Consider the following 22,953-nt stretch of genomic DNA (forward strand, 5'->3'; position numbering starts at 1 on the left):
CTACGAACCACCGGGTCGGCAATAAGCCATTCGTCTGTCGACACGTGGAGCGCCGGTCCAGCATCGCCCCTCGCGAGAGGACATCGCCTTCCCAGGTGTGTCGCGGGTGTTCGATCACTCAGATTGGTCTTCGTTGACCGGCGCTACGACGATATCGCAGAGGACCCTCCAAATCTGTCGAACGACGATTTTGAGATCGACCCAAAAGGACTGGTTGCGGATGTACTCGATGTCGTACCGGAGTTTCTCCTGTGGGTCGTGGCCAGTGGCGTCGTTGATCTGTGCCAGCCCTGTCAGTCCGGGCTTGACGAACCAGCGGCTCCGCCAGTCCTCAGCGCCGGACTCCATGTCCGTTTCCAGTTCCGGCCGTTCCGGTCGCGGGCCGACGACGCTCATATCGCCGACCAGAATAGACCACAACTGCGGAATCTCATCGAGGTGGGTCTGCCGGATGAACCGACCAACGCAAGTGACTCGCGGGTCGACGCTGCCGCGGTCTTCCGCCGAGAGCTTCGCTCCGGTCTCGGCTTCGGCTTCGGGGACCATGCTCCGGAACTTGAAGACGGTGAACGTGTCGCCGAATTCGGCAGTCCGCTCCTGACTGTACAGCACTGGCCCTGGGCTATCGAGTTTAATCGCGGCCGCGATGAGAAAAATCACAGGCGAGAGAACGACCAATCCGACGCCAGCGAAGGCGACATCGAACAGTCGCTTGACGACGTAGTCCTGCCAGTCCCACGGATCGAGGTCTACCTCGACAAGTTCGCCGCCGGCCACGCCAGTTGTCAGGATGTCGTCGGCGTGGTCACGGTGGACCACCGCAGTCACGCCGTGATCGTAACAGGTGTCGAGCGTCCCGAAGAACTCCGCACGGTCAGTGTCAGTGAACGCCAAGAGTGCGGTGTCGATGTCGTGTTTTACCAGCACCTCGTCTAGCCTGGAGAGCCCGCCGAGATTCGAGAGTTCATTGAGTCGGGTCGTGACCCGTCCCCCGTCCGAGAGTTCGGCCGGTGTCACACCGTCGGGATCGCCCGTCTCGTAGGAGGAAGGCGGTGACACGTAGCCGATTACGGGAAGGACCGTCGCGTCAAGGATTGCCTCCATCGCGCGCGGGTCATCGCCAACTATAATCGCCCGCGACCGATCACTGGGCCGCCGGCGAATCGCGACCATCCAGGCTGGCAACCATAGCACTAGAAAGACCGCCGCCATCAATAGTGTCGCTCGCGGGAGACGATAGTCGTAGTCGAAGTATCCCAGCGCGGCCAGCCCGACCATCGCTAGAACAACGCGCTTCTGGGTGAGCAATATCGTGTCCAACACCCGACGCGGCCGGGGTTTGAAAAGTGGCCACATCGCGGCCAGCGCGACGAGTAGCGCCGTCGCGACGGCCAACGTCAACTCCCCGTTCGACAGGACGTTCGGGGCCGGCCGACCAAGGACCGGTACCCGACTGAATGCGTCCTGAATCAACGGGTAGTTGACGAACCAAACCGCGAACGCAGTGAGGCTGGCAGTTCCGAGAACGCTCGCGACCCGATACCGCCAGCCCGTTGCCATTGAACCTGATAACTCGACCACTGGTCATAAGGCCTGCGACAGCCGTCACGCGAGCGTCTGACCCCCGTCGAACGCCCGTTTCGGCGTGTCGACTTGGGGACAATCTCTTGATGTCGCCCCGCCGAAACAGGAACGTGACACGACTGTCGGACTTCGCGTCGACCGAGAACCAAGACCCCGCCGACCTCGCCCACCGGTGGCGACGACGACTCGGACGCGCCCTCTTCGGCGACCGCTACGGCGTCGTCCTCTTTCTCGGCACGCTCGCCGTCCTCGCGACCTACTGGCGGGTCGGCGTATTCCTCACCGACAGCTACGCCATCGCTAACGGCCTGGTCAACGTCGCCGACGGCAACCTCGAAATCACGAAAATAACCTACTCGCTCACGCCGGGTTCCCAGCCTGGCCTCTGGTACGCCGACGGCGCGGTGTACGCGCGCAACTACGCCCACATCTTCCTCTCGTTGCCAGTTCTGTGGGTCCTCGACGCTCTCGCTGCCCTCTTCGACCTGCGACTCGTCCTCGCCGCGGCGTGGTCGGGGATCATCGTCCTCCTGTTCGACCGTACCGGCCGCATTCTCGACCGACACCAGCCGTTCGCCATCGCGGGTGCGGCCCTCGCGCTGGTGGCCTTTCTCGCAAGCGCCCTCGTCGCTGCGCCCCTCCCCAACCGCTGGACCGCGTTCCTCGCGCTCCAAATAACGGGAATGCTTGCCGTCGCCTTCGCCGGCGTCGTCCTCTACCGCGTTCTCACCCACGCACACGGGCGCCGGGTCGGGCTCGTCTTCGGCGCGGCGGCTGTGGTTGCCTCGCCCGTGAGCTTCTGGGCGTCGATCCCGAAACGGCACGCGCTCTCGGGATTGGCCGTCGTCGCCGTCCTCGGGGCCTTTTACTTCAGTCGTGCGGCAGACACACGACGGCGCGCGCTTGGCCTCCGCGCCCTCGCGTACGCCGTCGTCGCATTGTGGGCGTGGCTCCACGCGCTCGAAGCCCTCGTGGTCTTTGCCGTCCTCATCCCGACAGACCTCGCGACAGCCCGCTCGAACCACCCGAAACACCTCGCGGTCGTGACCCTCGTCTTCCTCGTCGCACTCACACCCTTCCTCGCGACCAACGCGGCGATCAACGGCGACCCCTTCCAACCGCCCCGGTCGCTAGACTCGTTCTCCGGGCAGGTCGACCCGCTCGCGACCGGCGGCCAGAACGGTGGCGACAGTCGAAGCGGTGGTGGGGAATCGACACCGACGCCGACACCCACCGAATCACAACCAACGACAGATGCGTCGACGACCATCGACGGAACTGGTCCACCAGCGACGACCGAAACCGAACTGACGACCAACGGCACGACTACACAGGACGAGACAGGTGGAACGGCAGCACCGGAATCTCCCGGTCGCGCGTCGCCGTCGGACCCCAGCCCAGGCCCGATCGCGACGCTCCTGTCCGCACTCACGGCCATACTCGGCGTGGCCATCGAGGGCAGTTCCTGGGCCATCGGGAAGGGTTGGTCCTACGTCGACACCGGGATTACGCTTGCACAGGAGGACCCCGACCGACTCTATCACACCTTCCTCAGGAGCGGCCGGATCCCCGAATACGTGAGCTACCGGATGACCGATCAGGAAGCGATCGACCTCGCGTTGCTCGAAGTCGCGCCATTGTTGGGTGGCCTCCTCGGCGTTCTCGGAGCCAGCCTCCGACGCCTTCGAACCGTCTCACTCAAGGGACTCAGAACTGCACTCGGTCGGCCGACGCGCCAGACCGACCTGCTGGCGGTCGCGATGACGGTCGCACTCGTTCTGATGAACGTCGAACGGCTGCCCCTGCACACCCAGATCACCGTCCGGTATCTCGTCCCCATCGTTCCCCTCGGACTGTACGGTGTCGCTCGCCTGGGTTGTGTCCAGCGCGCCGTCAACGCCGACCTGTGCTGGCTCGCCGGGGCGTACGTCGGTGGCCTCGTCGTGGGCGGGCTCGGCTTCCTGCTCGCCCACCTGTGGCTCGACCTCGCGCTGGGGGAAGCGATGCAACTACACGCGCTGGTGAATCTGGCAGGTGCCGGCTTGCTCGCGATCTGGGCTGTCGTCGCCGGCCTCGGATTCGACTTCGACGAGCGCGTTGGTGTCGTTGCGCTCGCGATCCCCGCGGCCCTGTCGACGCTGTTCCTGCTGTTTACCGGCCTCGTCTACTTCCAGTACGCCGATTACGCGCTGCCGCTCGTGGAGGCGCTCGTCGGGTTGTTGCCGATCGCCGTGTGAGCTTTTCGGGGTGAATCAATTCGGCGGTTGGAATCATCCGCTCGGGTCGCTGAGGCCAGACGTTCGGGGCATTATCGCGATAGTCCTTATCTGAGTAATGACCTTCTCCAATCGGGAGGTCGGCGACACCTCTACCTTTTCGAATCGCAGGAACTAGGGGCTAGACAACGCGATCGAACGAATTACGACGGGGTTCAACGATCGTATCCCGCAGATCGATGACTGGTCGGCAGCACTGGATTACTCAGGTTCCTCAAATTCGAGCGCTTCTCGAACGGCGTCGGGGAGCGTTGGCCGTGGTGCGGCCTCGTGGCGTCGTACCCGCTCGGACTTCTCGGTTTCCTCATAGACCGCACGTGCAACCGGGACGCCCCGAAGGAAGTTGTGCTTGTAGAGGATATCAACGCCGCGCTCGGTCGGTCCCCAGAACTTCGACGGGAGATCTCGCGTCGACGCATTAGGCTCGTGCACGTAGACATCGAGGATCCCTGCCTCTTGTAGCGTCTCGAGTTGATCGAGGATGGCTGCCTCGTTCTTCGGGATCATGTAGTCCAGTTCGGCCAGCGACGTGAGGTGTGCCGGATGGCCGAGGATCAACTGCAGGATGAGATGGCGCGTCTCCTGAGAGAGCAGCTCACGCATTCGCTGCTGCTCTGCAAAGGAATCCTCGAACTCTTCCGAGGCCGTGTCGCTCATACTGGACAGTAGCAGGCTGGTCTGTATAACGGTTTGGGTTGACCAAGTCAATAGAATCGTTGAAAAGTTGACTTAGTTAGAAACGCCTTTTACTCAGCCAGTGTTACCTCAATTCATGAGTGCGCCATCCGTTCCACCGAACTCGGGTGATATCATGAAGGCCGTTCAGCAGGCCTTACACGGGCTCGATATCGGGTCAACAGAAGCCGTCCGAATCCTCTCGTGGGCAAACAGCGAGACGCCGGCGATCTACGACCGAGATCAAACCGCGTACCTCGTCCTCGGGAGTTACCGTGATCCGTATCTCCGGCGAGTCCGAGCGGTTAGCGACCGTCTCAACCGCCGATACGGAACGTATGCATTCCTCATCGGAGACCTCTCTGACATCGACCTGCCACGACTCCCAGAGTTCCGTGTGAAGTTCCACATCACGGCGACACTCAGTGACTACGTCGCTGCCGTCTTCGAACAGGACGCCGGTGGGGAAATCAACGAACTTGGTAAACTCGGCGAGACCGAATACTTCGAGAAAGCGTATGCCCTCCCGCGCGCCTACCACTGGGACACAGAAAGCCATCTCAGCGACGAACGAGACGTGATCGCTGCTGGGGCGCAAACCATGGCTGCCACAGATATTGACGACGAGAGTAAATCGGAAGAACTCGACGCGCTCGTCGACCGTGCGACCCAAGCGGGAATCGACATCTCGGTTGATGAGGTGACAACCGCGCTTGCGGACGATGATTTCGAGGTCCCGTCGTACAGCTGGGTACACCTGAACGACTTCCGGCTGTTCGAACTCCACGAGCGATGTTATCCCTGGACGACTGAAGATGAGTTACTCGCGGCCGCCGATGATCTTCCAGGATCACCGAGGCCGGACTGGGAACAGAATTGAACCGCTCTCGGGGCTACAGACGCAGGAATCCTGCAACGGGATCTCAGGCCAGTCGTGGTCCTATAATTTCAAGACGCATCCAGTCCACACATCTCTTGCTGGGTAGTATCGGCTTGGCTGTCTTCTGGGGCAGTCCAACGCTCCCATCCCTAGCCGAGTCAGCGTCATCTGTGATTCTTTTTCCGTGGCTCTCTCCACTGCGGTAGCGGTCCGCAATGGCACGTGACGCATCTCGGCGTAGCATCTACAGTGTGTGAATACGTTGTGTTTCACATGAGCAGTTTCATCCGGATCTCGAAAGAGACGAAGCGAAAGCTTGAGACGAGAAAACAAGAGGGAGAGTCGTTCGATGACCTACTGAATAGGTTGGCACGGACCGAGAAAGATGTCGAAGAGATGGCTGGCTTTGCGGGTGAGGGGATCGGCGAGCACGTGCGACGAAAGCGCGAGGAGTTGAACGAGTCGCTCGAAGAGCGGAAAGAACGGTTGGACTGATTTGCTTCGACGACGATGTTTCCGACAGCTTCGTCCAGCCACATCCTGGCCTCAATGTCGTCTCGTCCTCGTTGAACCACAGGAGCGAACAGTAGAGTGTTTTCGCGGTCTTTACGAACTCCTAACCGTCTGCTGAGATGTATCGACATGAGGAAATCGTCGTCCCCTACTCCGTCACCGTCTCTGCACTCTCGTCAGCCGCGACTTCTGCGTCCGCTTCACCCTTGTCCTGCAACCGCCGCTCGGCTTCCTCTCTGTCCTCGGGATAGCCCACGTCAATCCGCCAGCCGTCCATCCGAAGCGCGTCGATGGTTCGCCCGGACTGGAGCAACAGGTCGATGGCCTCACTGATCTCGTACTCGCCCCGATCCGACGGCTGGACGAGATGACAGGCGTGGAAGATGGCCGGCGTGAAGGTGTAGAAACCGGTCATCACCAGATTCGACGGCGGCTCGTCGGGCTTCTCGACGACCTCGACGATCTCCCCGTAGTCGTTGGTATCACAGACACCGTACCGGCTGGCATCTTCCCACGGCACTTCCTCGACGAGAAACGCCGCATCGGCACGACTCTCGCGCTGACGGTTGACCACGTCCGCGAGGTTCGCCTGGAAGACGTTGTCGCCAAGCATCAGCATGAAGTCGTCGTCGATATGCTCTTCCACCGTCAGCAGGGCGTGGGCCAGCCCTTGCTGTTCGCGCTGGTGGGTGTAGGTGATCGGGACGCCGTCGAACTCGTCGCCGTAGTGGTCGATTATGACCTCCTTCATATAGCCGACGACGACGACCAGTTCGTCCGCGCCGAGATCGACCAGTTGCTCGAAACAGTGGGTGAGGATCGGCTTGTCTTCGACCTCGACCATTCCCTTGGGCTTGTCCTCGGTGAGGGGACGCAGCCGCGTTCCCTCGCCGGCGGCCAACACGACGGCTTTCATGTCCGCTTACTCGACGGGTCAGCTGCAAAACTCTTGTCCTAGCCTTCTCCTCGATACGGTCTCGTCTCAGGAAGTTCGCTGAGATGGGTTTGCCCGAGATACCATATCGGTAGAAAGATAACTTCCTCTATTAAATGCGGGCCAAGACTAATACTCCTAGATGCTATAGCGATAACTAGCGATGATGGAGTACGTCGACGGGACTGCGGCAAAAATCATGTTGGCAATCCGTCCCGGTGATTCGATTCGGCGGATCGCCCAGAAGATCGACGGCTCCTACTCGTGGGTCTACGACTGGGTCGAACGGTTGGAAGAGGCGGGCTTCATCCGGCGCGACGACGGCCTTTACGTCGAGAGTTACGATGTCAGAGACAGCTACTACGATATCGTCGCAGCAATATCCAGATCAGCTCCACTCTCGATCGACGGGGGATACGTCATTCCGCATTTCGCAGGTATGCCGTTCGCGTACACCAAAATCGACGGAGTCTACGTCTGGACGCACGGCGGCTATCAGATCGCTCGCGGTCACGACGACTATCCGATCTTCATTCAGGTCGCTGACCGGGATATCGAACGATGGGTCGCCTTCTTCGACGAGTTCGGGATTCCGAACACGATCGAGGAGCGCCTGGATGCAACCGAGTATGAGGGAACAGTCTCGTACGTGTTATTCCCGACGAGCGAGGATATCACTCGCGAGTGGGTCGACGGCAACCCGGTCGTTCCGTTAGACAAAACGATCGACCACATGCTGGACTACCGCGTGAACTACGAACCGGCGTTGGAGATGATCGCTGACGAGTACGACCGTGACATCGACGCGTCCCACGCAGATCCACGCCTGAACGCATGAGTCTTGGCGAACGCGAAGACGAGTTGCTAGATACGCTGGAGACGGTGATCGACGCCGATCTTCCGTACGTGCTTGTCGGTGGCTGGGCGATTGCGGCCTTCAACCAGCGATTTACGACAGATGTTGACGTCGTGATTCCGGGACAGGCTCTCGACGACTACACTGCGCTCCTCACTGGTCGTGGGTACGAGAAAACCACTGATGTCGAGCGAAACGAATTGTACGAGGGTCGTACTGTCAGGTTCGAGAAAGACGTCGGAAACCCAGTTCAGTTCGATGTGATGGTCGATGCATTGGGGTGTCGACAAACAGAAGCCGAGTGGTCGTGTCGCTATCTCTCCGAACACTCCGTCACCGAAGAATTGGGCACTTCCCGTCCAATTTCGGCCCGGATTCCGGAACCGGAGTTGCTGTTTGCTGTAAAACTCCACAGTGGCCGAAAAGCCGATACCCGCGACCTCGTGGTACTTGGAAGCGACGCCGATCTCGAACGAATCGCGATGCATCTCAACCGTGGAGACGCAGAAAAACTTGCACGTCGTATCGGAGTCGTCTTGGATCGACTAACGTCACCCGGTTTTGCGGATTCGTTCAAAGGTGTCTTCGAACAGCAGACAGTACCCGAGCAGGATATCGACGCTGTCGAGGAATTCCTTCTCAACCAGCGTGATCGTCTCGATACCGAACAGTGATGAAAAAGAACGATTAGCTGTCAGATACGCAACCCCTCCTCCGCGATACGATCTATCACGTCTCGATGGTGGCGGCGGATGTCATCTCGCTCGTCTTCGAAAGCTTCCGTGATTTCCCTCTTGAACTCCTCGAATGCTCGCTTATCACCACAGAGGAATTCTCCGTTGACGGCGTCTTGAGCGACTTCGATAGGGAGCGTCTCGATGTTCGAAACGTCGACGAACGGAGCGTCTTCACGCTGGAGTGCCCCGGACAGGAAACACCGCTTCTGGAACCGTTCGTGCGATGAGAGGTTTTCGCTGAACTTGACGGCAAGGTCCAGGCCGGACGCAGCATGAGTCCCGTCCGTGATATGGGGACCGAAGGCCACTGCAAACACGATGTCGGCGTCTGCGCGGAGTGACTCTGCGAGGTCGGTCAGCACTGCCGAATGATCGTTACCCCCTGTCATATGGAGCACAACACCGTATCTCTCCAAAAGAATTGTCCTCCGTTGAGTATGACTCACGGGAGACTCGCTCTTCAAAACTATCTTTCCCGGCATTCTCGAACCTTGGTCAGTGAGTCGTCGGTACGCGTCGGTCGTCCTCGCGTTATGTACGCTGGCCTTCTTCGCCACGATGGTCGCCCGGCTGGTAATCAGCCCCGTCGTCCCGAATCTCACCCTGGCGTTCGGGGTCAGCAACGGCACCATCGGGCTGGCGCTGTCGGGCATGTGGGTCGCGTACGCGATCACGCAGTTCCCCAGCGGCGTCCTCGGTGATCGCTTCGGCGAGCGGACGGTGATCCTCACCGCTGTCGGCGGCACCGCGGTGACGAGTCTCCTGTTGACGACCGCCCCGAACTTCCCGCTCTTCTTCGCCGGGACTATGCTCCTGGGAGCGGTCGCCGGCCTCCACTACAGCGTCGCAACGACGCTACTCGCTCGGTACTTCGACGACATCGGGTGGGCCATCGGCGTCCACGTTGCCGGTGGCCCGCTTGCCGGTCTGCTCGCTCCAATCGCGGCGGCCGTGGTCGCGACGCGGTAAGGTTGGCGACCAGCTATCGGCATCGGTGCAGCCGTTGCAGTCCCGGTGTTCGTCGCCTTCTGGCTCTCCGTGGACTCGACCGAACCGCGCCAGCCCGATCAGCCGATGCGGGAACGCTTCGAGGTCGGTGCAGTGCAGGAACTGCTCGCCCGGCCCCAGATTCGGTACACGACTGCACTCTCCGTGCTCGGCGCTTTCTCCTGGCAGGCGACGGCCTCCTTCCTTCCGACCTTCCTCACGGCCCACCATGGTTTCTCGACGACGATGGCGGGCGCGCTGTTCTCGGCGTACTTCGTGATCCACGGGCTGACTCAGCCGATGCTCGGGTCGCTCTCGGACCGGCTTTCCCGGGATGCCGTGGTTGCGGGCGCGCTCGCGCTGGCCGCCGTCGGGTACGCGTTGCTCGTCCTGACCGAGCAGTTCGCCGTCGTGATCGCCGGGATCGCACTCGTCGGCGTCGGGATGAGCTGGGGCGCGCCGCTGCAGTCGCGGTTCATGGACATCCTGAGCGACGCCGAACGCGGAGCTGGATTCGGCCTCGTCCGCAGCGTCTACATGACCATCGGTGCATCGGGGAGCGTGGTCGTCGGGGTCCTCTCGGATACCGTCGGCTGGACGGTCGCGTTCGGGCTGTTGGCCGTGCTGGTGAGCGTGGCCGTCGTCGCGATTGTCGTGAACAGAGTGCTGGGACTCGGTCTCTGAGAGTCAGAGATCGGACTCCCGGAACCGACGATACCCGACCGCCAGCGGAACGACCGCCCACGCCAGCAGCAGCACCAGCGCCGCTGGCGCGCTCACGTAGACGGGCGCGCCCTCGGCCACGTACAGTCCTGCCAGGTCGACGTCGAACCCGGCCCGGACGAGCCGGGCGTAGGCTTCGCCGGGCTCGATCATCCGGAAGAGCAACGCCCAGTCGGGCATGTCGTTCAAAACCTGAAACTCGAAGCGATGGAGGACGACGAGCACGGTCGACTGGAGACTCCCCCAGAACGTGACCAGGAGCAGGTACCCGCCGAGGCCGCCGAGTGTGATCCAGCGGTCGGCGGTCGTCGACATCGAGAGCCCGACGGCGAACCCGACGAACGCGGTCCCAAAGAGCGCGGTCGCGACGAGGAACCACGGGAACCACAGCACCCCCTCCGAACCGAAGCGGACGGCACCGACTACACCGGCGACGGCGAGCGCGAGCAGGGCCGGTACGAGGACCACGGCCGCGCGGCTGACGAACGTTCCGACCGCAAGGTCTCGCCGGGAGTGGGGCAGGGAGAGCGTGAGGGTGAGTCGCCCGCTCGTGCGATCGTCGGCGATGGACTTGTAGCCCAGCAGGATGGCGACCGCCGGGAGGAGAACGCCCACGACGCCGGCCAGCCCCGCGACGAACGCCGGGAAGTTCGGCTCGCCGATGTAGTCGTGAGCGACGACGTACCCGAGGAACGCGACCGGGAAGAGCCCGACCGCGAGCCAGGTCGTCTTCGACAGCATCGTCCCGCGAACGTCTTCGCGGGCGATCACACGCCAGCTCATGCCAGATCCCTCCGGGCGAAGCGCCGATAGGCCAGTCCCAGCGGCCCCACGAGCCACAGCACGAACAGGGGCAGTGCGACCCACTCGCTCAGGTACCAGGCACCCTCGACGGTGGCGCTGGGGTCGACGAAGCCGTCGGTGAGCCGGCCGAAGACCCGGCCAGGTTCGAGGCCGAAGTAGAACTGTAACGGGCCGGGCAACTCGCCGTCGATCAGGCCGGCGAAGTCCAGCGCCAGTGTGAGGCCATCGTCGAGGGCATCCCAGACCATCACGAACAGGAAGAAGACGGAGAGCGCGAGGACGAGCGCGCGCCGCTTGGTCGACGCGGCGATGGATGCGGCGATCCCGATGCCCGTCCAGATCCCGCCGAACCACACAGTGAAAACGACGAAGGCGAGGTAGCGGAGCGGTTCGAGTTCGCCGAACGGGTAGACGACGAGGAAGCCGGCGACGGCCAGCGCGGCGACCAGCGCCGCCGTGACCACACCGGCCCGGCCGAGGAACTTCCCGAACACGATATCGGCCCGGCTGTGGGGCAGCGACAGGGAGAGTCTAAGCGCGCCGGACTCGCGCTCGCTCACGACCGCGTTGTACCCCAGCAGGACGCCGACGATGGGGACCAGCGTCGTCAGGCTCCCGTGGACGACGCCGGCGAACCGCCCGGTCGTGTACGGTTCCGAGCCGCCGATCGGGTAGACGTACGCCGTGACGACGATCACGAACCCGAGCAGGCCCAGCAGGGCTTTCGTCGAGCGTTCGCCGACCGTCAGGTCCCAGTCCTGGCGAGCGATCACGTCCCAGCTCATCGGCCGGACCCGGTGTATTCGATGAACATGTCCTCGAGCGAGGCCTCCTCGGTCCGGAAGTTCACCACGTCGACGCCCGCGTCGTGCAACTCCACGAGGATGTCCATCTTCGCGTCGTTCGTACAGGTCACCTCCAGCGTCGAGTCCTCGCGCTCGACGGCCGTCTCGACGCCCTGAACTCCGCGAACGGTCTCCACCGTCCCGTTCCGCAGGTCGTCGACCGTGATGACGAGCTTGGTGCCCCCGCCTAGGGACTCCCGGAGCCCCTCGATCGTGTCGACGGCGACGAGTTCGCCGTCCTGGAGGATGCCCACGCGGTCACAGACCGCCTCGACCTGTTCGAGGATGTGCGAAGAAAAGAAGACCGTCGCGCCGCGTTCGTTCTCCTCGCGGATGATATCCCGCATCTCGGCGGCCCCGTTGGGGTCCAGTCCGGTGGTGGGCTCGTCCAGCAAGAGCAGGTCCGGCTCGCCGACCAGCGCCATCCCCAGCACCAGCCGCTGGGCCATCCCCTTCGAGTAGTCGCTGGCCTCTCGCTCGGCGTCCGTTGGGTCGAGCCCCACCCGATCCAGGATCTCGGCGGGGTCGTCGTCGGCGTCTTTCGATTCGATCGCGTACTCGATGTGCTGGCGGCCGGTCCGGCGCTCGAACACCGAGTATCCCTCGGGGAGGACGCCGATGCGCTCGCGGGCCGCGACACCCTCCGCGTGACAGTCGTGGCCGAAGATCTCGACCGACCCGTCGCTGGGCGTCGCGAAGTCGAGCAGGACGTTAATGAAGGTGGACTTGCCCGCGCCGTTGGGCCCGAGAAAGCCGAAGATCTCCCCCTCGGGGACGGTGAGGTCGACCCTGTCCAGGGCGACCACCGTCCCGTACCGTTTCGATACCTCCGTGGCTTCGATGGCGGTCATATGTCAATCGGCGAACCGAGCCGAAATAAAAGCGCGCGGTGGTTTTCTGACTCGGAAACAGTGATTTCCACGCCCACTGAGCCGACTGCCCTGTGGTTCAAGTTCCGCCCAGTAACCCTACAGCCAGTTCCGGCTCACGTATTCCAGCGTGATATCGTCCTGCTCTAGATATTCGGACATCTCGTGGACGATATCCCCGACTTCACGTGCCGACAGAGTCTGATCCGTCTGGAAGAGGACACCTGCCGTATCGTCGATGTTTAACTCGGTGAAGAAATCGTCGTCCTGCGTGAGGACGACGCGGTTCGTCTCGTTGGCGTAGGCAGCTATCGACTCGTCGTCACTTCCCAGCTCGAGATCAGGCACGTCACCGATCTGCTCGATATCGTGACCGAGTTTCTGAAGGTAGCTGATCGTCGCTCGTTCGATGTTTTCGTCTGCGAGAAGGCGATACCCCATTAGTCGCGAACGTCGTCAGGGTCTGTCGTCAGGTGGCGATGCTCGTCGACTGCCGACTGGCGCTGCCGTTCGATTGCTCGCATTTCTTCGGGATGGTCGTGATAATACGTGAGTGCGCGATAGACATCGGCCACGTCGAGATCGTGCCGGTCTGCGACCGTCCGCGGGTCGAGGTTTCTGTCCTCGACCTGCTCTTTGAGAAACTGCACCGTGATCCGTCGGCCTTCCAGATGAGGCTCGTCGTGTACCTCACGAACGATCCGCTTCGCAACCTGACTCATATGACATTGTTCGCCATCAACCTACTTGAACATCCGCCTCGGACCAATCTCCCAACCGAACCCTCAAGGCCGGTGACGTGGACGAACCCTGTATGCACGTAAGCGTCGTCGGCAGCGGCTACGTCGGGACGACCATCGCGGCCTGTTTCGCCGACCTCGGTCACGAGGTCACGAGCGTCGACATCGACGAGACCGTCGTCGACGCGATCAACGACGGCGAGGCCCCGATCCACGAACCCGGGCTCGACCCGCTCGTCTCGGTCTACGGCGGTGACCAGTTGCGAGCCACGACCGACTACGACGCCATCGCCGACACCGACGTGACCTTCCTCGCGCTCCCGACGCCGAAACACGACGACGGGAGCATCGACACCTCGATCATGGAAGCCGGTGCCGAATCCGTCGGCGAGGCCATCGCCGACAAGGACGACTACCACCTCGTCGTCGTCAAGAGCACCGTCGTCCCCGGCACGACCGAGGACACCCTGACGCCGATCCTCGAATCGGCCTCGGGAAAGACCGCGGGCGAGGACTTCGGCGTCGCGGTCAATCCCGAGTTCCTCCGGGAGGGGACCGCGGTGGACGACTTCATGGAACCGGACAAGATCGTCGTGGGGACGGACGGCGACGGTCGCGCGCTCGACCGCCTCGCGGAGGTCTACGAACCGCTCGTCCTCCAGTGGGACGTGCCCGTCTTCGAGACCGGCCGTCGCGAGGCCGAGATGATCAAGTACGCCAACAACGCCTTCCTCGCGAGCAAGGTGAGCCTCATCAACGACATCGGGAACATCTGCAAGGAGTACGGCGTCGACGCCTACGAGGTCGCCGAAGCCATCGGCCTCGACGACCGCATCGGCGAGCGGTTCCTCCGGAGCGGGGTCGGATGGGGGGGCAGCTGCTTCCCGAAGGACACCGCGGCGATCATCCAGCACGCCCGCGACGCGGGCTACGAGCCGCGGATGCTAGAAGCCGCGGTTGAGGTCAACGACCGCCAGCCCGAGCGGCTCCTCGACTTGCTCGACGATCACGTCGACGCCGACGGGGAGCGGATCGCAGTCCTCGGGCTCGCATTCAAGCCCGGCACCGACGACATCCGGAACTCGCGGGCGATTCCGGTGATCGAGGGACTCCGCGAGCGTGGGGCTGAGATCATCGCGTACGACCCCGTCGCGGCGAGTGAGATGGCCGGGCGGTTCCCCGGCATCGAGTACGCCGAGTCGGCGGCCGCGGCGCTCGACGGCGCGAGCGGTGCCGTCGTCGTCACCGACTGGGACGAGTTCGGGACCCTGGACGAGGAGTTCGACGCGATGGCCGACCCCGTGGTCGTCGACGGCCGACGGATCGTCGAGCGCCGCGAGGGTATCACCTACGAAGGACTGACCTGGTGACGGTCGGTCCGCGAGGCTGTTACTCCGGCCGTTCTTCCGGTGTGGATTCGCCGTAACCCGGCACCAGCACACCCAGTCCGGGCAGTTCGTGGCGGTACCAGAGCGCGGCGGCGACGACGGTGAGTCCCAACTCGAAGAGCGCGAGCGGGCCGAGATCGAGCGCGAACAGATGGTCGAGGAAGCCACCGGTCGCCAGCTCGTACTCGATGGCGGGGATCAGGGGCCACCCGAGGAACCCGACGTAGTGGAACTCGCCGGCCAGCGCGGGGTAGAGGGCGTCACCGAACAGATGACCGATGTAGCCGATGCCGAACGCGGCCACACTCTCGCGGGCGTCGAACCGTCGTGCGACGAGCCACAGCGCTACGAGGAGCGCGGCGGCGATCAGAAGCGAGTGACCGAACGACCGGCCGTTCGGCAGGACGGCGAACTGCCAGGCCAGTGGCTTGTCGATCAGGTCCGGCAACTGCGTGCCGACCGCGAGCGCGACGACGGCGACGCCGTGCGGGCGCAGGTCGAAGCGGGATCGGCGGTAGGCGGTGTACAGGAGGTAGCCGACGGCAGCGTGTCCCCAGGGCCACATTACTGGGACGGACGGTGGGCGCGGCCATCAGGCTTCGGATCGAAGCCCCCGAACTGGCGTATCTTTTTTAGTATTACACGGTGTATTACTCGATATGAGCGAATCGACTCGGATCACGGAGAAGGGGCAGGCGACGATCCCGAAGGGGTTACGCGAGAAGTACGACCTCGAACCGGGAGACGAAGTGGTCTGGCTGGATACCGACGAAGGAATCGTGGTAAAAAAGCGGACCCGGACCGAAGGACGGGGACTCCTCGTCCCCGACGAGACAGCCGAGGAGAAGCGAGCGGAGGTCGCCGAGGAACTGGAACAGCGAGTGCGTGACCGCCGCGACCGAAACTACGAGGAATCGTAGATGTACACGGCCGATGCGGTTGCACTTCTTTGTTATTTGGTTGATTCGCTCCCACCCGAGGCCGACCGGCTTTTCGCGGAAGCCGAAGCCGGGGAGACGGTGATTCACGCGCCCGGGACTGCACTCGCGGAGGTGCTGTACTCCGTTTCGCGGGACAAGAACGTTCGTGGCATCACACTGTCCGGGACGCCGGAACAGGCCCGGAGTGCGCTCGTCCGGGACGGGCCAGTCGCACTCGCATCTATCGACGACGCTGAACTCGTGGAGTATGCGGGATTGACGGAGACGTTCAGCATCCACGACGGGCTCGTCGTCGCGAGCCACAGCGCCAGGGACACCGAGGCCATCATCACTCCCGACGGTGTCATCGCCGATTCGGGCTACGAGACGGTCTGGTAGCTCCGGTCACCCGGTCCGATCCCCGGATGTGACGTTGCGCTCGCTCACCGATACCGTCTCGTTCCAGAGTCTATACTCGCCGGGATAGGGCACGGTGACGGCGTACTCGCCCGCGGCGTTCGTCCGGACCTGGCGCTCGTAGGTGAAGGGCGCGCCGGGCACGTCGACCGACCGGGAGAGTGTGGTGGTCGCGTTCGCCGGCCCGGTGCCGGTGATCGTCGCGCCGGGGATGACTCGGAACGCCTTGTACGTCCCGTCGTCGGACGCGAAGACGGCGCGGAAATGGGCCAGCCCGTCGACGGGCGACTGGCGGGAGCCGAACCCGTCGTGAAGGCGGGTGAACAGCGACCGCGCGCTCGCGTTCGAGTTCGATACTGACTCGGTGACGACGTAGCCGACTCGATTCCGGTGGCTCCGGTACCACTGGGACTCGTTGCCCGACGCGTACAGCGTCCGGTACTGTTGGCGTGCGTACCCGTAGGACCGGGATTCCCCGTTGACGAAGTAGTTGAACATCCGGTTGCGGGCCCACTGGCTGAGGACGTAATCGTCGGGGTAGCTCAGGTTCGCGGCGGTGGCGTGGTCGTCGATGGCCGCCGCCGACTGGTACGCGCCGCCCTCGATGGTGACCTGGCTCGTCTTGATCGGCGTCTGGAGGACGCCGACGCCGCCGACCAGCAGGAACAGGGCGACGAGCAACCCGGCTTCGCGGACGGTCGGGACCCGAAGCGTCGCGGTACCGCCGTCGGCGGCGCTGTCGCCAGCACCCGCTCTTGGGTTCGGAGTGGCTGGCTCGTCGACGAACGGTCGCGGAATCGCGGCGAGGTCGACCCAGTGGGCCAGCCAGACGAAGCCAAGGCCACCGAAGAGGGCGGTGAAGGCGGCGAGTTCGCCGACGAAGCGGACCTGCACCGCCGCGAGTGCGAGGAAGTACCAGGTGTATACGACCGCAACGAGCCACGGTTTCGACCCGTCGGTGGCGCGCCGACTCGCCCAGAGCAGCGGCGGCAGCGCGAGAACGAGCACCAGCCCGAGCAACAGGAACCAGGTGAAATCGCCGCTGATCAGCGGCTGGGTCTCGACGATGTTCCGGGTCGCGAAGAACGTGTCCGCGCGCGCTCCGACCCGTCCCCAGAAGTTCTCGAAGACTGTCGGAATCAGGAAGACGGCCGCGACCGCCCCGACGACCTCCGTACCGGCCATGGCGAGGGTCGGGAGGTCGAGCCGGTGGGCGACTTCTCCGACGGCCAGCACGCCCGCGGCCCCGGCGACGAGCAACAGTGGGATCGCGGCCACGAAGTCGGTGTGCCAGCCCATCTCGCCGTGGACGAAGTGGACGACCAGCGCGGCCAGCGCGAGTCCACCGAGCAGCGGCGCGTTCGACTGCAGGGGTGAGCGGTCGGCGCCGATGTCGAGCAGGACCGCCAGCGCCACCACGAGCGCGATCGGAACCACGAGCGCCGGCCCGTTCTCCCAGGCGAGTATCTGCCCGGCGACACCGATCCCGAGTCCAACCCCCGCGACCCAGGCTCCCGGGTCTCGATACGCCCGCTCGTCCTGAGCCGCGAGGACGACCAGCGTGAGCGCCGTGAGGACCAGCCACGGGTAGTCGAAGGCGTGGTGGTCGGCGAAGCCGAGACTCGTACGGAGCGCGTGGGCAGGCGTCGTCGCCAGGAACACGACCGCGGCCAGCCCGACTCGCCGGTCGTCGGTGAGCCGAACCGCGAGGACGTACAGCAGGAGTCCCGTGAGCAGCGCCGACGCGACCGGATACCACGCCATGACGGTCCCAACCGACGACGCAGTTCCGCCGAACAGGTCCGATAGCCAGTACAGCGCAGCGATCACGAATGGCTCACCGTTCGCCAGGGGGATGTCACTCAACAGGGCAGCGTCGAATCCTCCGCCCCGTGTCAGCAGGCCCTCGACGTAGTACCGGTAAAAATATAGATCGTTCCCCGACAGGACCACGGCTCCGTCGCGGAACACCGATCCGAACGAAAACATCGTCCGGAAGATGACGACCACGGCGAGCGCGCCGGAAAGCGCGCCTGCGGCCCGTGCGTCCACGTCGACGGCGGGCAGTGACAGGTCCCGCTCCGCCCCGTTCGACTCGGCAGTTGCCTCGTCCGCGTCGCCGTCGAGCGCGCGCCGCGTCGCCTCGGGGAGCCGATACTCCCCGTCGACTTTCTCGACGAGGTCCGCAGACACGAGTTCGCCGAACGTGCCTGAGTCGATTGGTACGTCCTCGAAGGTCCAGGTCTCTTGGGCGTCGTCGACGGGGCGGAGGGATTCGAGTGCGGACGCCAGCTCCGGGCGCTCCTCCAGCGTCGCCGTGGCGTCGCGCTCGTCTGCCATATCTCGCCCATCCCCCGTCGAGCGAATAAACCCATCGACAGGCGTGTCGCCGGCTGTCCGGAGTACACAGATCGCGAGAAACCGACCGGTTCGCGTTCCCGATCAGTAGACGGCCGACTCGATGTCGTCGTCCAGATCGTGGAACTCCGCCAGATATGCCCGGCGTTCCTCACGGAGGGCTGCCACCTGGTCGTCGGCGTCGTCCAGATTCGCCGCCACGTCGAACACCGACACCTCCATCCCGGGCACCTCGCTCGGGACGGTCAGGCCGGTCGTCTCGTCGTCGCGCCAGGCGACCGTGCCGCGGGAGATCCCCTCCAGCAGCGTCACCGTGTCGTCGACGCCCACGTCGCGGCCGCCGACGGAGCCGGTGTTCAGGACGAAACAGTCCACGTCGAGATCCTGGATCAGGTCGCGGAACCGGTTGCCCTCCTCGCCTTCCGAGCCCATGATGAAGGGGTTGGTTCCGACGACGCGGATCGACTCGCCGGCCGCGGACGGGTCGCCGGCGCTGGTCTGGACGGACTCGCCGAGCATGAACGCCGCGGCGGCCTCGTCCGGGTCGAGCTTGGCGACCGGCGGCATCACGGGGTTGCGCGTGATGAAGAAGATCTGGTCCAGATTCGGGAGGTCGATCTCCTCGCCCGCCGAATCCAGTTCCGAGCGCTGGATCACGGCGCGGCCGTTCGTGGTGTGGTGGTCGCTGTCGAAGTCGACCGTGCCGTCCTCGGCCACGTCGACGTTCTCCAGCACGGCGGACTCGTGGGTCGCCGCGTCGTAGAGTTCCGGCTGTTCCTCGCGTTCGAGGCCGATGGTCTTGATGTAGAGGCCCTGGCCCTCGCTGCCGGCGACGGAGCCGTCCGACAGGAGCGCGCACACGTCGTCCTGCAGCATCGTCGCGTCCTCCGGATCGTCCAGATCCAGCCCGTGTGCCGTCAGGGTTGACTTGCCGGTCCCCGAGAGGCCGAGGAACAGCTGGCCGACGGTCTCCTGGTCGTCCTCGTCGCCGTCCTCGCGCTGGAGTCGGACGCGCTTGCTCCCGGCGTGGAGGCCCAGGCCGCCCGCCTCCTTGGCGCGCAGCATGAACAGGCGCAGGAACGACTTCTTGGCCTCACCAGTGTAATCGCTCCCCAGGACGGCCGTGAAGCCTTCCTCGGGGAGGATGCGGATGGCGGTCTCGTCCCAGTCGGGCACCTGCACGGTCACGAAGTCGGGCTCCGCGTCCGGATCGTCGACCGGTTCGAACAGCTTCGCCACCGAGAGCGCGATGCGGCCGTACGCCTTCGGAACGTAGTACCGGCAGACGTAGGCGTGGTCGGGGTGGCGACCGACCTGGCGATCGAGACAGAGCATCTCCGTGCCCTCGGCGAACTCGATGGCATCCTCGAAGTGCTCGAAGTCGTCGGCGTCGAACTCGTGGTCGATGGCGTTTCTCGTCCTGTCAGCGTTGCGCGACTGCTGGTCGCTGACGTAGGCGGGCGAGCCGAACTCCGTGGTCGTCTCCAGATCCCGGGAGAACTCCCGGAGCTGGTCGAGCGACGGATCGTAGACGACGTGTTCGGCCTCGACCGGGTCGGGTAACGCTGTGACGGGCTCTCGCACCGTGAATCCGGACTCGGACATCAGGCGTGCATACCACGGGCTCGGTAATAAGGTCGGGCCATTCGGTCGCGCCTTGGTTCGGTATACCGTCACGTTGCCCACTCGACCATCCAGCCCGGACGGATACGTTCTTCCCCTCGCGGATCCACACCTGTCCCATGCGCCAGTTTTGCCTGCTGGGCCACCGCGTGCCGACGACGCCCGACTTCTCGCTCGACGCGCTCCCGAGCGAGGCCGGTCGCCTCGACATCCTCTGTCGCGCGATCAGCGCCGCGTTCGTCCTCTCCCACGACATCCGCGAGGACGTGCGCGTGTCTCTGATCCTCCAAGACGAGTTCACGATCCAGTTCGACGGCGCGGACCTGCGCAACCTCAACCCCGACGAGCGTAGCACCGCCGCGCTCGTCCGTACCGCGCTCGAACACCGCGAGGACGCCGTCGGCCACGTGCCCGCCGAGAGCTCCCCCGGCGTCTCGATCTCCCGGAAAGGCTTCGAGACCACGCTTTCTGAGGCCGCCGCCGACAGTACCGTCGTTCACCTCCACGAGGACGGCGACCCAATCGTCGACATCGAGCCGCCCGAGGACCCCCTGTTCGTCCTCTCGGATCACGAGTCCTTCACCGACGCCGAGGCCGACCTGCTCGCGGAGTACGCGGACCACCGCGTCAGCCTCTCGCCGCGGGCCCTCCACGCCGACCACGCCATCACGGTCGCGCACAACTACCTCGACACCGGCGGCTTCCAGCGGTACTGAGAACCTGTTCGCTATCCTGAAGTTTAAGTACCAGACCGAGCCAAACCCCGGGTACGGGACATGGATCGGGGTGTACGAGGTGGGTTCGCGCTCCTGGTACTGGTGGCGCTGCTCGCGCTCTCGGGCGTCGCCGCCGGCGAGGCCAACGAGCCACCGCTGGCCGAGGCCGGTCTGGACCAGCAGGTCCGGGCGGGTGAGACCGTCCGGCTGGACGCCACAGGGTCGCGAGACCCCGACGGCAACGTCACCGGGTACGAGTGGTCGATCGAGACGCCCAGCGGCGGGACGACGACGCCCGATTGTGGGACCTGTGGCACCACCTCGTTCCGCCCGGAGACACCCGGACAGTACAACGTGACTGTCACCGTGACCGACGACGACGGCGCGAGGCGGACGGACACGCTGTACGTCGAAGTCGACCCCGCACCGGGGCCGTCGGTGTCGCTGTCCGGCCCGAGCGACCCGACCATCGAGCGGTCACGGTACGGCGACCCGTCGGGGAGCGCGCGGTACGTTGCGAACTTCTCTCGGGGCGGGAATCCGATCGATTACGTCGAGTGGGTGGTCGACGGCGAGCAGACGGTTCAGCGCCCCGTCAACGACTCCAGCGTGGACTCGATCAACTACGTCCACAGCATGGAATCGGCCGCGACTCATACGCTGACCGTCCGAATCGTCGATACTGCCGGCCGCGACGCGACCGACTCGATGACGGTTTCGCCGCAGGTCCAGACCGCCAACGGCGGTTCCGGCGGTGGCGACGACGGGTACGATGGTGTGATGCAGGCTGAATGGGGTGGTAGAACGATTACCTTCGAGGCACCGACTATCGATACGAGTACCGGTGAGGTCGTTCAGCAGTCGGGTCCGAACCTTGAGCAGTTGAATGCTGTTGCAACAGCCGATCCGGGAGAAGAGGTACAGACTAAATTTGATGACGAAGATGGGAATAGTGGAAACCAGAATCAAGACAGTGTTAATGACAAATCAGATAATACAATTAATAATATTGTCAATGACGTGTTCTCTGGAATAGGCATACCAAATACATCTTCTGACAGTGGTGGTAGTAGTTCAGAAAAAAGTTCATCAGACAATAGTGGGTTCGGGGGTATATGTCCAATATGTTAAAAAACCTGACAGTCGTGTTGATGCTGTCTGTAATGTTGATCACTGCAGGGTGCAGCGGTATAATCCCTGGTAAAAAAGAAAACACAAACAATACAACTCAATATATAAACGAAACAACTATATCCTCACCTGTAGATTATACTGATGATAACAATACAGAGACTGAAAAACCGGTAGAAAAACCAGAAAATGAACACCGGTTCCGAGATCTGCTGAGGTCTGGGCTGAACAAAACAAATATAAAAGGTCTTGATTATAAGAAAAATAACACTACTTTAGATATCTCTTATTATGGGGACTTTAGTAACGAGTCACGAACCACTAGGGAGCTGTCATTTATAGCGGCATCCTTTGCAGAAGTAGTCAATAAAAGCTACAATTCTAAGTCGGGTTGGGGGATATCACGCCTACACATTACTGGAAAGAGTGCTAACGATTCTGTGGTCTGGGACTCAATAATTGAAGATTGGTGGGCGATGAAATATATAAATGATGATTGGAGTTTCAATAATTATCTTGATGCTATAGTGGCCTCCGGAGAATTGTGGAATATTTCAACTGCACAACCGCCACACGATGGTGATGTGTATATTGACAATCTGGGTAGTGCTCTTCAAAATCGTACTGATATTAGGGTACTTTCACTCGATAAACACGGAGGGGAGGCCTTCCTCACCTATGAAACCGATGATGAATTGAATTCGAGCCAGTATTTCGACGAGGTAGCCAACGTCGTCGATGTTTACAAGAATCTGACACTCCCACGCAGTCTCAATCGCACGGACGGCTGGTACGCGGGAGTCCTCAACACCGAGATCCGAAACGGCAACGACACGCTGGAGTGGTATCGCTACCGGATTCGGTGGGCGGAAGAACGGGTTCGAGGCGACATGACGCGTGAAGAGGAAGCAGGGCGGCTCAGACTCTCCCGCTTCCTCGAAAAAGACAGACTCCGTGACGAACCGCACGAGTAAACG

At 63.0% G+C, this 22,953-nt stretch carries 23 protein-coding genes and 1 pseudogene; 12 read left to right on the forward strand and 12 right to left on the reverse strand.

Translation table 11 applies throughout. The features are described 5' to 3' along the window. Nucleotides 1–114: 114 nt before the first annotated feature. The gene (locus MU521_RS05815; protein WP_092688462.1) at nt 115–1,560 is read right to left on the reverse strand and encodes a sugar transferase; all 1,446 of its coding nucleotides are present in this window, start codon (nt 1,558–1,560) and stop codon (nt 115–117) included. A gap of 134 nt (nt 1,561–1,694) precedes the next feature. Between MU521_RS05815 and MU521_RS05820 the strand changes: the two genes are divergently transcribed. Continuing rightward, on the forward strand, nt 1,695–3,821 hold the full coding sequence (locus MU521_RS05820) for an RAD23 family protein (protein ID WP_139171055.1): 2,127 nt from the start codon (nt 1,695–1,697) through the stop codon (nt 3,819–3,821). Nucleotides 3,822–4,061: 240 nt separating this feature from the next. Here the strand turns inward: MU521_RS05820 and MU521_RS05825 are convergent, their stop codons facing one another. Continuing rightward, nucleotides 4,062–4,517, reverse strand: coding sequence for a hypothetical protein (locus tag MU521_RS05825; protein WP_092688468.1), 456 nt, complete (start codon nt 4,515–4,517; stop codon nt 4,062–4,064). A 115-nt stretch (nt 4,518–4,632) separates the two neighbouring features. On the opposite strand from MU521_RS05825, the gene MU521_RS05830 reads away from it, so the two are divergent. Together MU521_RS05830 and MU521_RS05835 are read left to right on the forward strand one after the other, a co-directional pair. Continuing rightward, complete coding sequence (locus MU521_RS05830) at nt 4,633–5,415, forward strand: DUF8170 family protein (protein WP_217630106.1); 783 nt, start codon at nt 4,633–4,635, stop codon at nt 5,413–5,415. Between the two features lie 273 nt (nt 5,416–5,688). Next, nucleotides 5,689–5,910: a DUF7557 family protein gene (locus tag MU521_RS05835; RefSeq protein WP_092688471.1), complete on the forward strand. Its 222-nt coding sequence runs from the start codon at nt 5,689–5,691 to the stop codon at nt 5,908–5,910. A gap of 166 nt (nt 5,911–6,076) precedes the next feature. On the opposite strand, the gene aglF is transcribed toward MU521_RS05835, so the two are convergent. Then, a complete protein-coding gene (gene aglF / locus MU521_RS05840; RefSeq protein ID WP_092688474.1) occupies nt 6,077–6,844 on the reverse strand; it encodes a UTP--glucose-1-phosphate uridylyltransferase AglF in 768 nt (255 codons plus the stop codon). Nucleotides 6,845–7,028: 184 nt separating this feature from the next. On the opposite strand from aglF, the gene MU521_RS05845 reads away from it, so the two are divergent. Continuing rightward, nucleotides 7,029–7,700 (forward strand): helix-turn-helix domain-containing protein, encoded by a 672-nt coding sequence (locus tag MU521_RS05845; protein WP_092689309.1) that lies wholly within the window; start codon nt 7,029–7,031, stop codon nt 7,698–7,700. Further along, nucleotides 7,697–8,392, forward strand: a complete 696-nt coding sequence (locus MU521_RS05850; protein ID WP_092688476.1) for a nucleotidyltransferase domain-containing protein — start codon at nt 7,697–7,699, stop codon at nt 8,390–8,392. Before MU521_RS05845 ends, MU521_RS05850 begins: the two co-directional genes overlap by 4 nt. A gap of 20 nt (nt 8,393–8,412) precedes the next feature. Here MU521_RS05850 and MU521_RS05855 read toward each other — a convergent pair whose 3' ends face one another. After that, nucleotides 8,413–8,844: a nucleotidyltransferase domain-containing protein gene (locus MU521_RS05855; RefSeq protein ID WP_175452776.1), complete on the reverse strand. Its 432-nt coding sequence runs from the start codon at nt 8,842–8,844 to the stop codon at nt 8,413–8,415. 109 nt (nt 8,845–8,953) lie between these two features. Here MU521_RS05855 and MU521_RS05860 point away from each other — a divergent pair. Further along, nucleotides 8,954–10,126 (forward strand): annotated as a pseudogene (locus MU521_RS05860) (MFS transporter). Between the two features lie 3 nt (nt 10,127–10,129). On the opposite strand, the gene MU521_RS05865 reads toward MU521_RS05860, so the two are convergent. The 5 genes from MU521_RS05865 to MU521_RS05885 all read right to left on the reverse strand — a co-directional run bounded on the left by MU521_RS05865 (nt 10,130) and on the right by MU521_RS05885 (nt 13,405). Then, complete coding sequence (locus tag MU521_RS05865; RefSeq protein ID WP_092688479.1) at nt 10,130–10,948, reverse strand: ABC transporter permease; 819 nt, start codon at nt 10,946–10,948, stop codon at nt 10,130–10,132. Then, a complete protein-coding gene (locus tag MU521_RS05870) occupies nt 10,945–11,754 on the reverse strand; it encodes an ABC transporter permease subunit (RefSeq protein ID WP_092688482.1) in 810 nt (269 codons plus the stop codon). Before MU521_RS05870 ends, MU521_RS05865 begins: the two co-directional genes overlap by 4 nt. Then, nucleotides 11,751–12,665, reverse strand: coding sequence for an ABC transporter ATP-binding protein (locus MU521_RS05875; RefSeq protein ID WP_092688485.1), 915 nt, complete (start codon nt 12,663–12,665; stop codon nt 11,751–11,753). Before MU521_RS05875 ends, MU521_RS05870 begins: the two co-directional genes overlap by 4 nt. A 117-nt stretch (nt 12,666–12,782) precedes the next feature. After that, nucleotides 12,783–13,124: a DUF5615 family PIN-like protein gene (locus MU521_RS05880; RefSeq protein WP_092688488.1), complete on the reverse strand. Its 342-nt coding sequence runs from the start codon at nt 13,122–13,124 to the stop codon at nt 12,783–12,785. Continuing rightward, nucleotides 13,124–13,405, reverse strand: coding sequence for a DUF433 domain-containing protein (locus MU521_RS05885; RefSeq protein ID WP_092688491.1), 282 nt, complete (start codon nt 13,403–13,405; stop codon nt 13,124–13,126). The genes MU521_RS05880 and MU521_RS05885 overlap by 1 nt, the downstream gene beginning before the upstream one ends. Before the next feature lie 92 nt (nt 13,406–13,497). On the opposite strand from MU521_RS05885, the gene aglM reads away from it, so the two are divergent. Then, nucleotides 13,498–14,793, forward strand: coding sequence for a UDP-glucose 6-dehydrogenase AglM (gene aglM / locus MU521_RS05890; RefSeq protein WP_092688494.1), 1,296 nt, complete (start codon nt 13,498–13,500; stop codon nt 14,791–14,793). 19 nt (nt 14,794–14,812) lie between these two features. Here the strand turns inward: aglM and MU521_RS05895 are convergent, their stop codons facing one another. Continuing rightward, nucleotides 14,813–15,376, reverse strand: a complete 564-nt coding sequence (locus MU521_RS05895) for a metal-dependent hydrolase (RefSeq protein ID WP_092688497.1) — start codon at nt 15,374–15,376, stop codon at nt 14,813–14,815. A 94-nt stretch (nt 15,377–15,470) separates the two neighbouring features. Here MU521_RS05895 and MU521_RS05900 point away from each other — a divergent pair, with 94 nt between their 5' ends. Both MU521_RS05900 and MU521_RS05905 read left to right on the forward strand, forming a co-directional pair. After that, nucleotides 15,471–15,731 carry an AbrB/MazE/SpoVT family DNA-binding domain-containing protein gene (locus MU521_RS05900; RefSeq protein WP_092688500.1) on the forward strand — a complete coding sequence of 87 codons (261 nt, stop codon included), beginning with the start codon at nt 15,471–15,473 and terminating at the stop codon, nt 15,729–15,731. Then, nucleotides 15,732–16,130: a PIN domain-containing protein gene (locus MU521_RS05905; protein ID WP_092688503.1), complete on the forward strand. Its 399-nt coding sequence runs from the start codon at nt 15,732–15,734 to the stop codon at nt 16,128–16,130. 6 nt (nt 16,131–16,136) lie between these two features. Here MU521_RS05905 and MU521_RS05910 read toward each other — a convergent pair whose 3' ends face one another. Both MU521_RS05910 and MU521_RS05915 read right to left on the reverse strand, forming a co-directional pair. Then, the gene (locus MU521_RS05910) at nt 16,137–18,488 is read right to left on the reverse strand and encodes an STT3 domain-containing protein (RefSeq protein WP_092688506.1); all 2,352 of its coding nucleotides are present in this window, start codon (nt 18,486–18,488) and stop codon (nt 16,137–16,139) included. Nucleotides 18,489–18,590: 102 nt separating this feature from the next. Continuing rightward, a complete protein-coding gene (locus tag MU521_RS05915; protein ID WP_092688509.1) occupies nt 18,591–20,111 on the reverse strand; it encodes a phosphoenolpyruvate carboxykinase (ATP) in 1,521 nt (506 codons plus the stop codon). Nucleotides 20,112–20,248: 137 nt separating this feature from the next. On the opposite strand from MU521_RS05915, the gene trmY reads away from it, so the two are divergent. The 3 genes from trmY to MU521_RS05930 are packed head-to-tail and all read left to right on the forward strand — an operon-like array spanning nt 20,249 to nt 22,950. Further along, nucleotides 20,249–20,845: a tRNA (pseudouridine(54)-N(1))-methyltransferase TrmY gene (gene trmY / locus MU521_RS05920; RefSeq protein WP_092688512.1), complete on the forward strand. Its 597-nt coding sequence runs from the start codon at nt 20,249–20,251 to the stop codon at nt 20,843–20,845. A 60-nt stretch (nt 20,846–20,905) separates the two neighbouring features. Beyond that, a complete protein-coding gene (locus MU521_RS05925; protein ID WP_092688515.1) occupies nt 20,906–21,976 on the forward strand; it encodes a PKD domain-containing protein in 1,071 nt (356 codons plus the stop codon). Further along, nucleotides 21,970–22,950 carry a hypothetical protein gene (locus tag MU521_RS05930; protein WP_139171056.1) on the forward strand — a complete coding sequence of 327 codons (981 nt, stop codon included), beginning with the start codon at nt 21,970–21,972 and terminating at the stop codon, nt 22,948–22,950. The genes MU521_RS05925 and MU521_RS05930 overlap by 7 nt, the downstream gene beginning before the upstream one ends. Nucleotides 22,951–22,953 lie beyond the last annotated feature (3 nt).

The organism is Halorientalis regularis, assembly GCF_023698535.1.
GTDB lineage: Archaea > Halobacteriota > Halobacteria > Halobacteriales > Haloarculaceae > Halorientalis > Halorientalis regularis.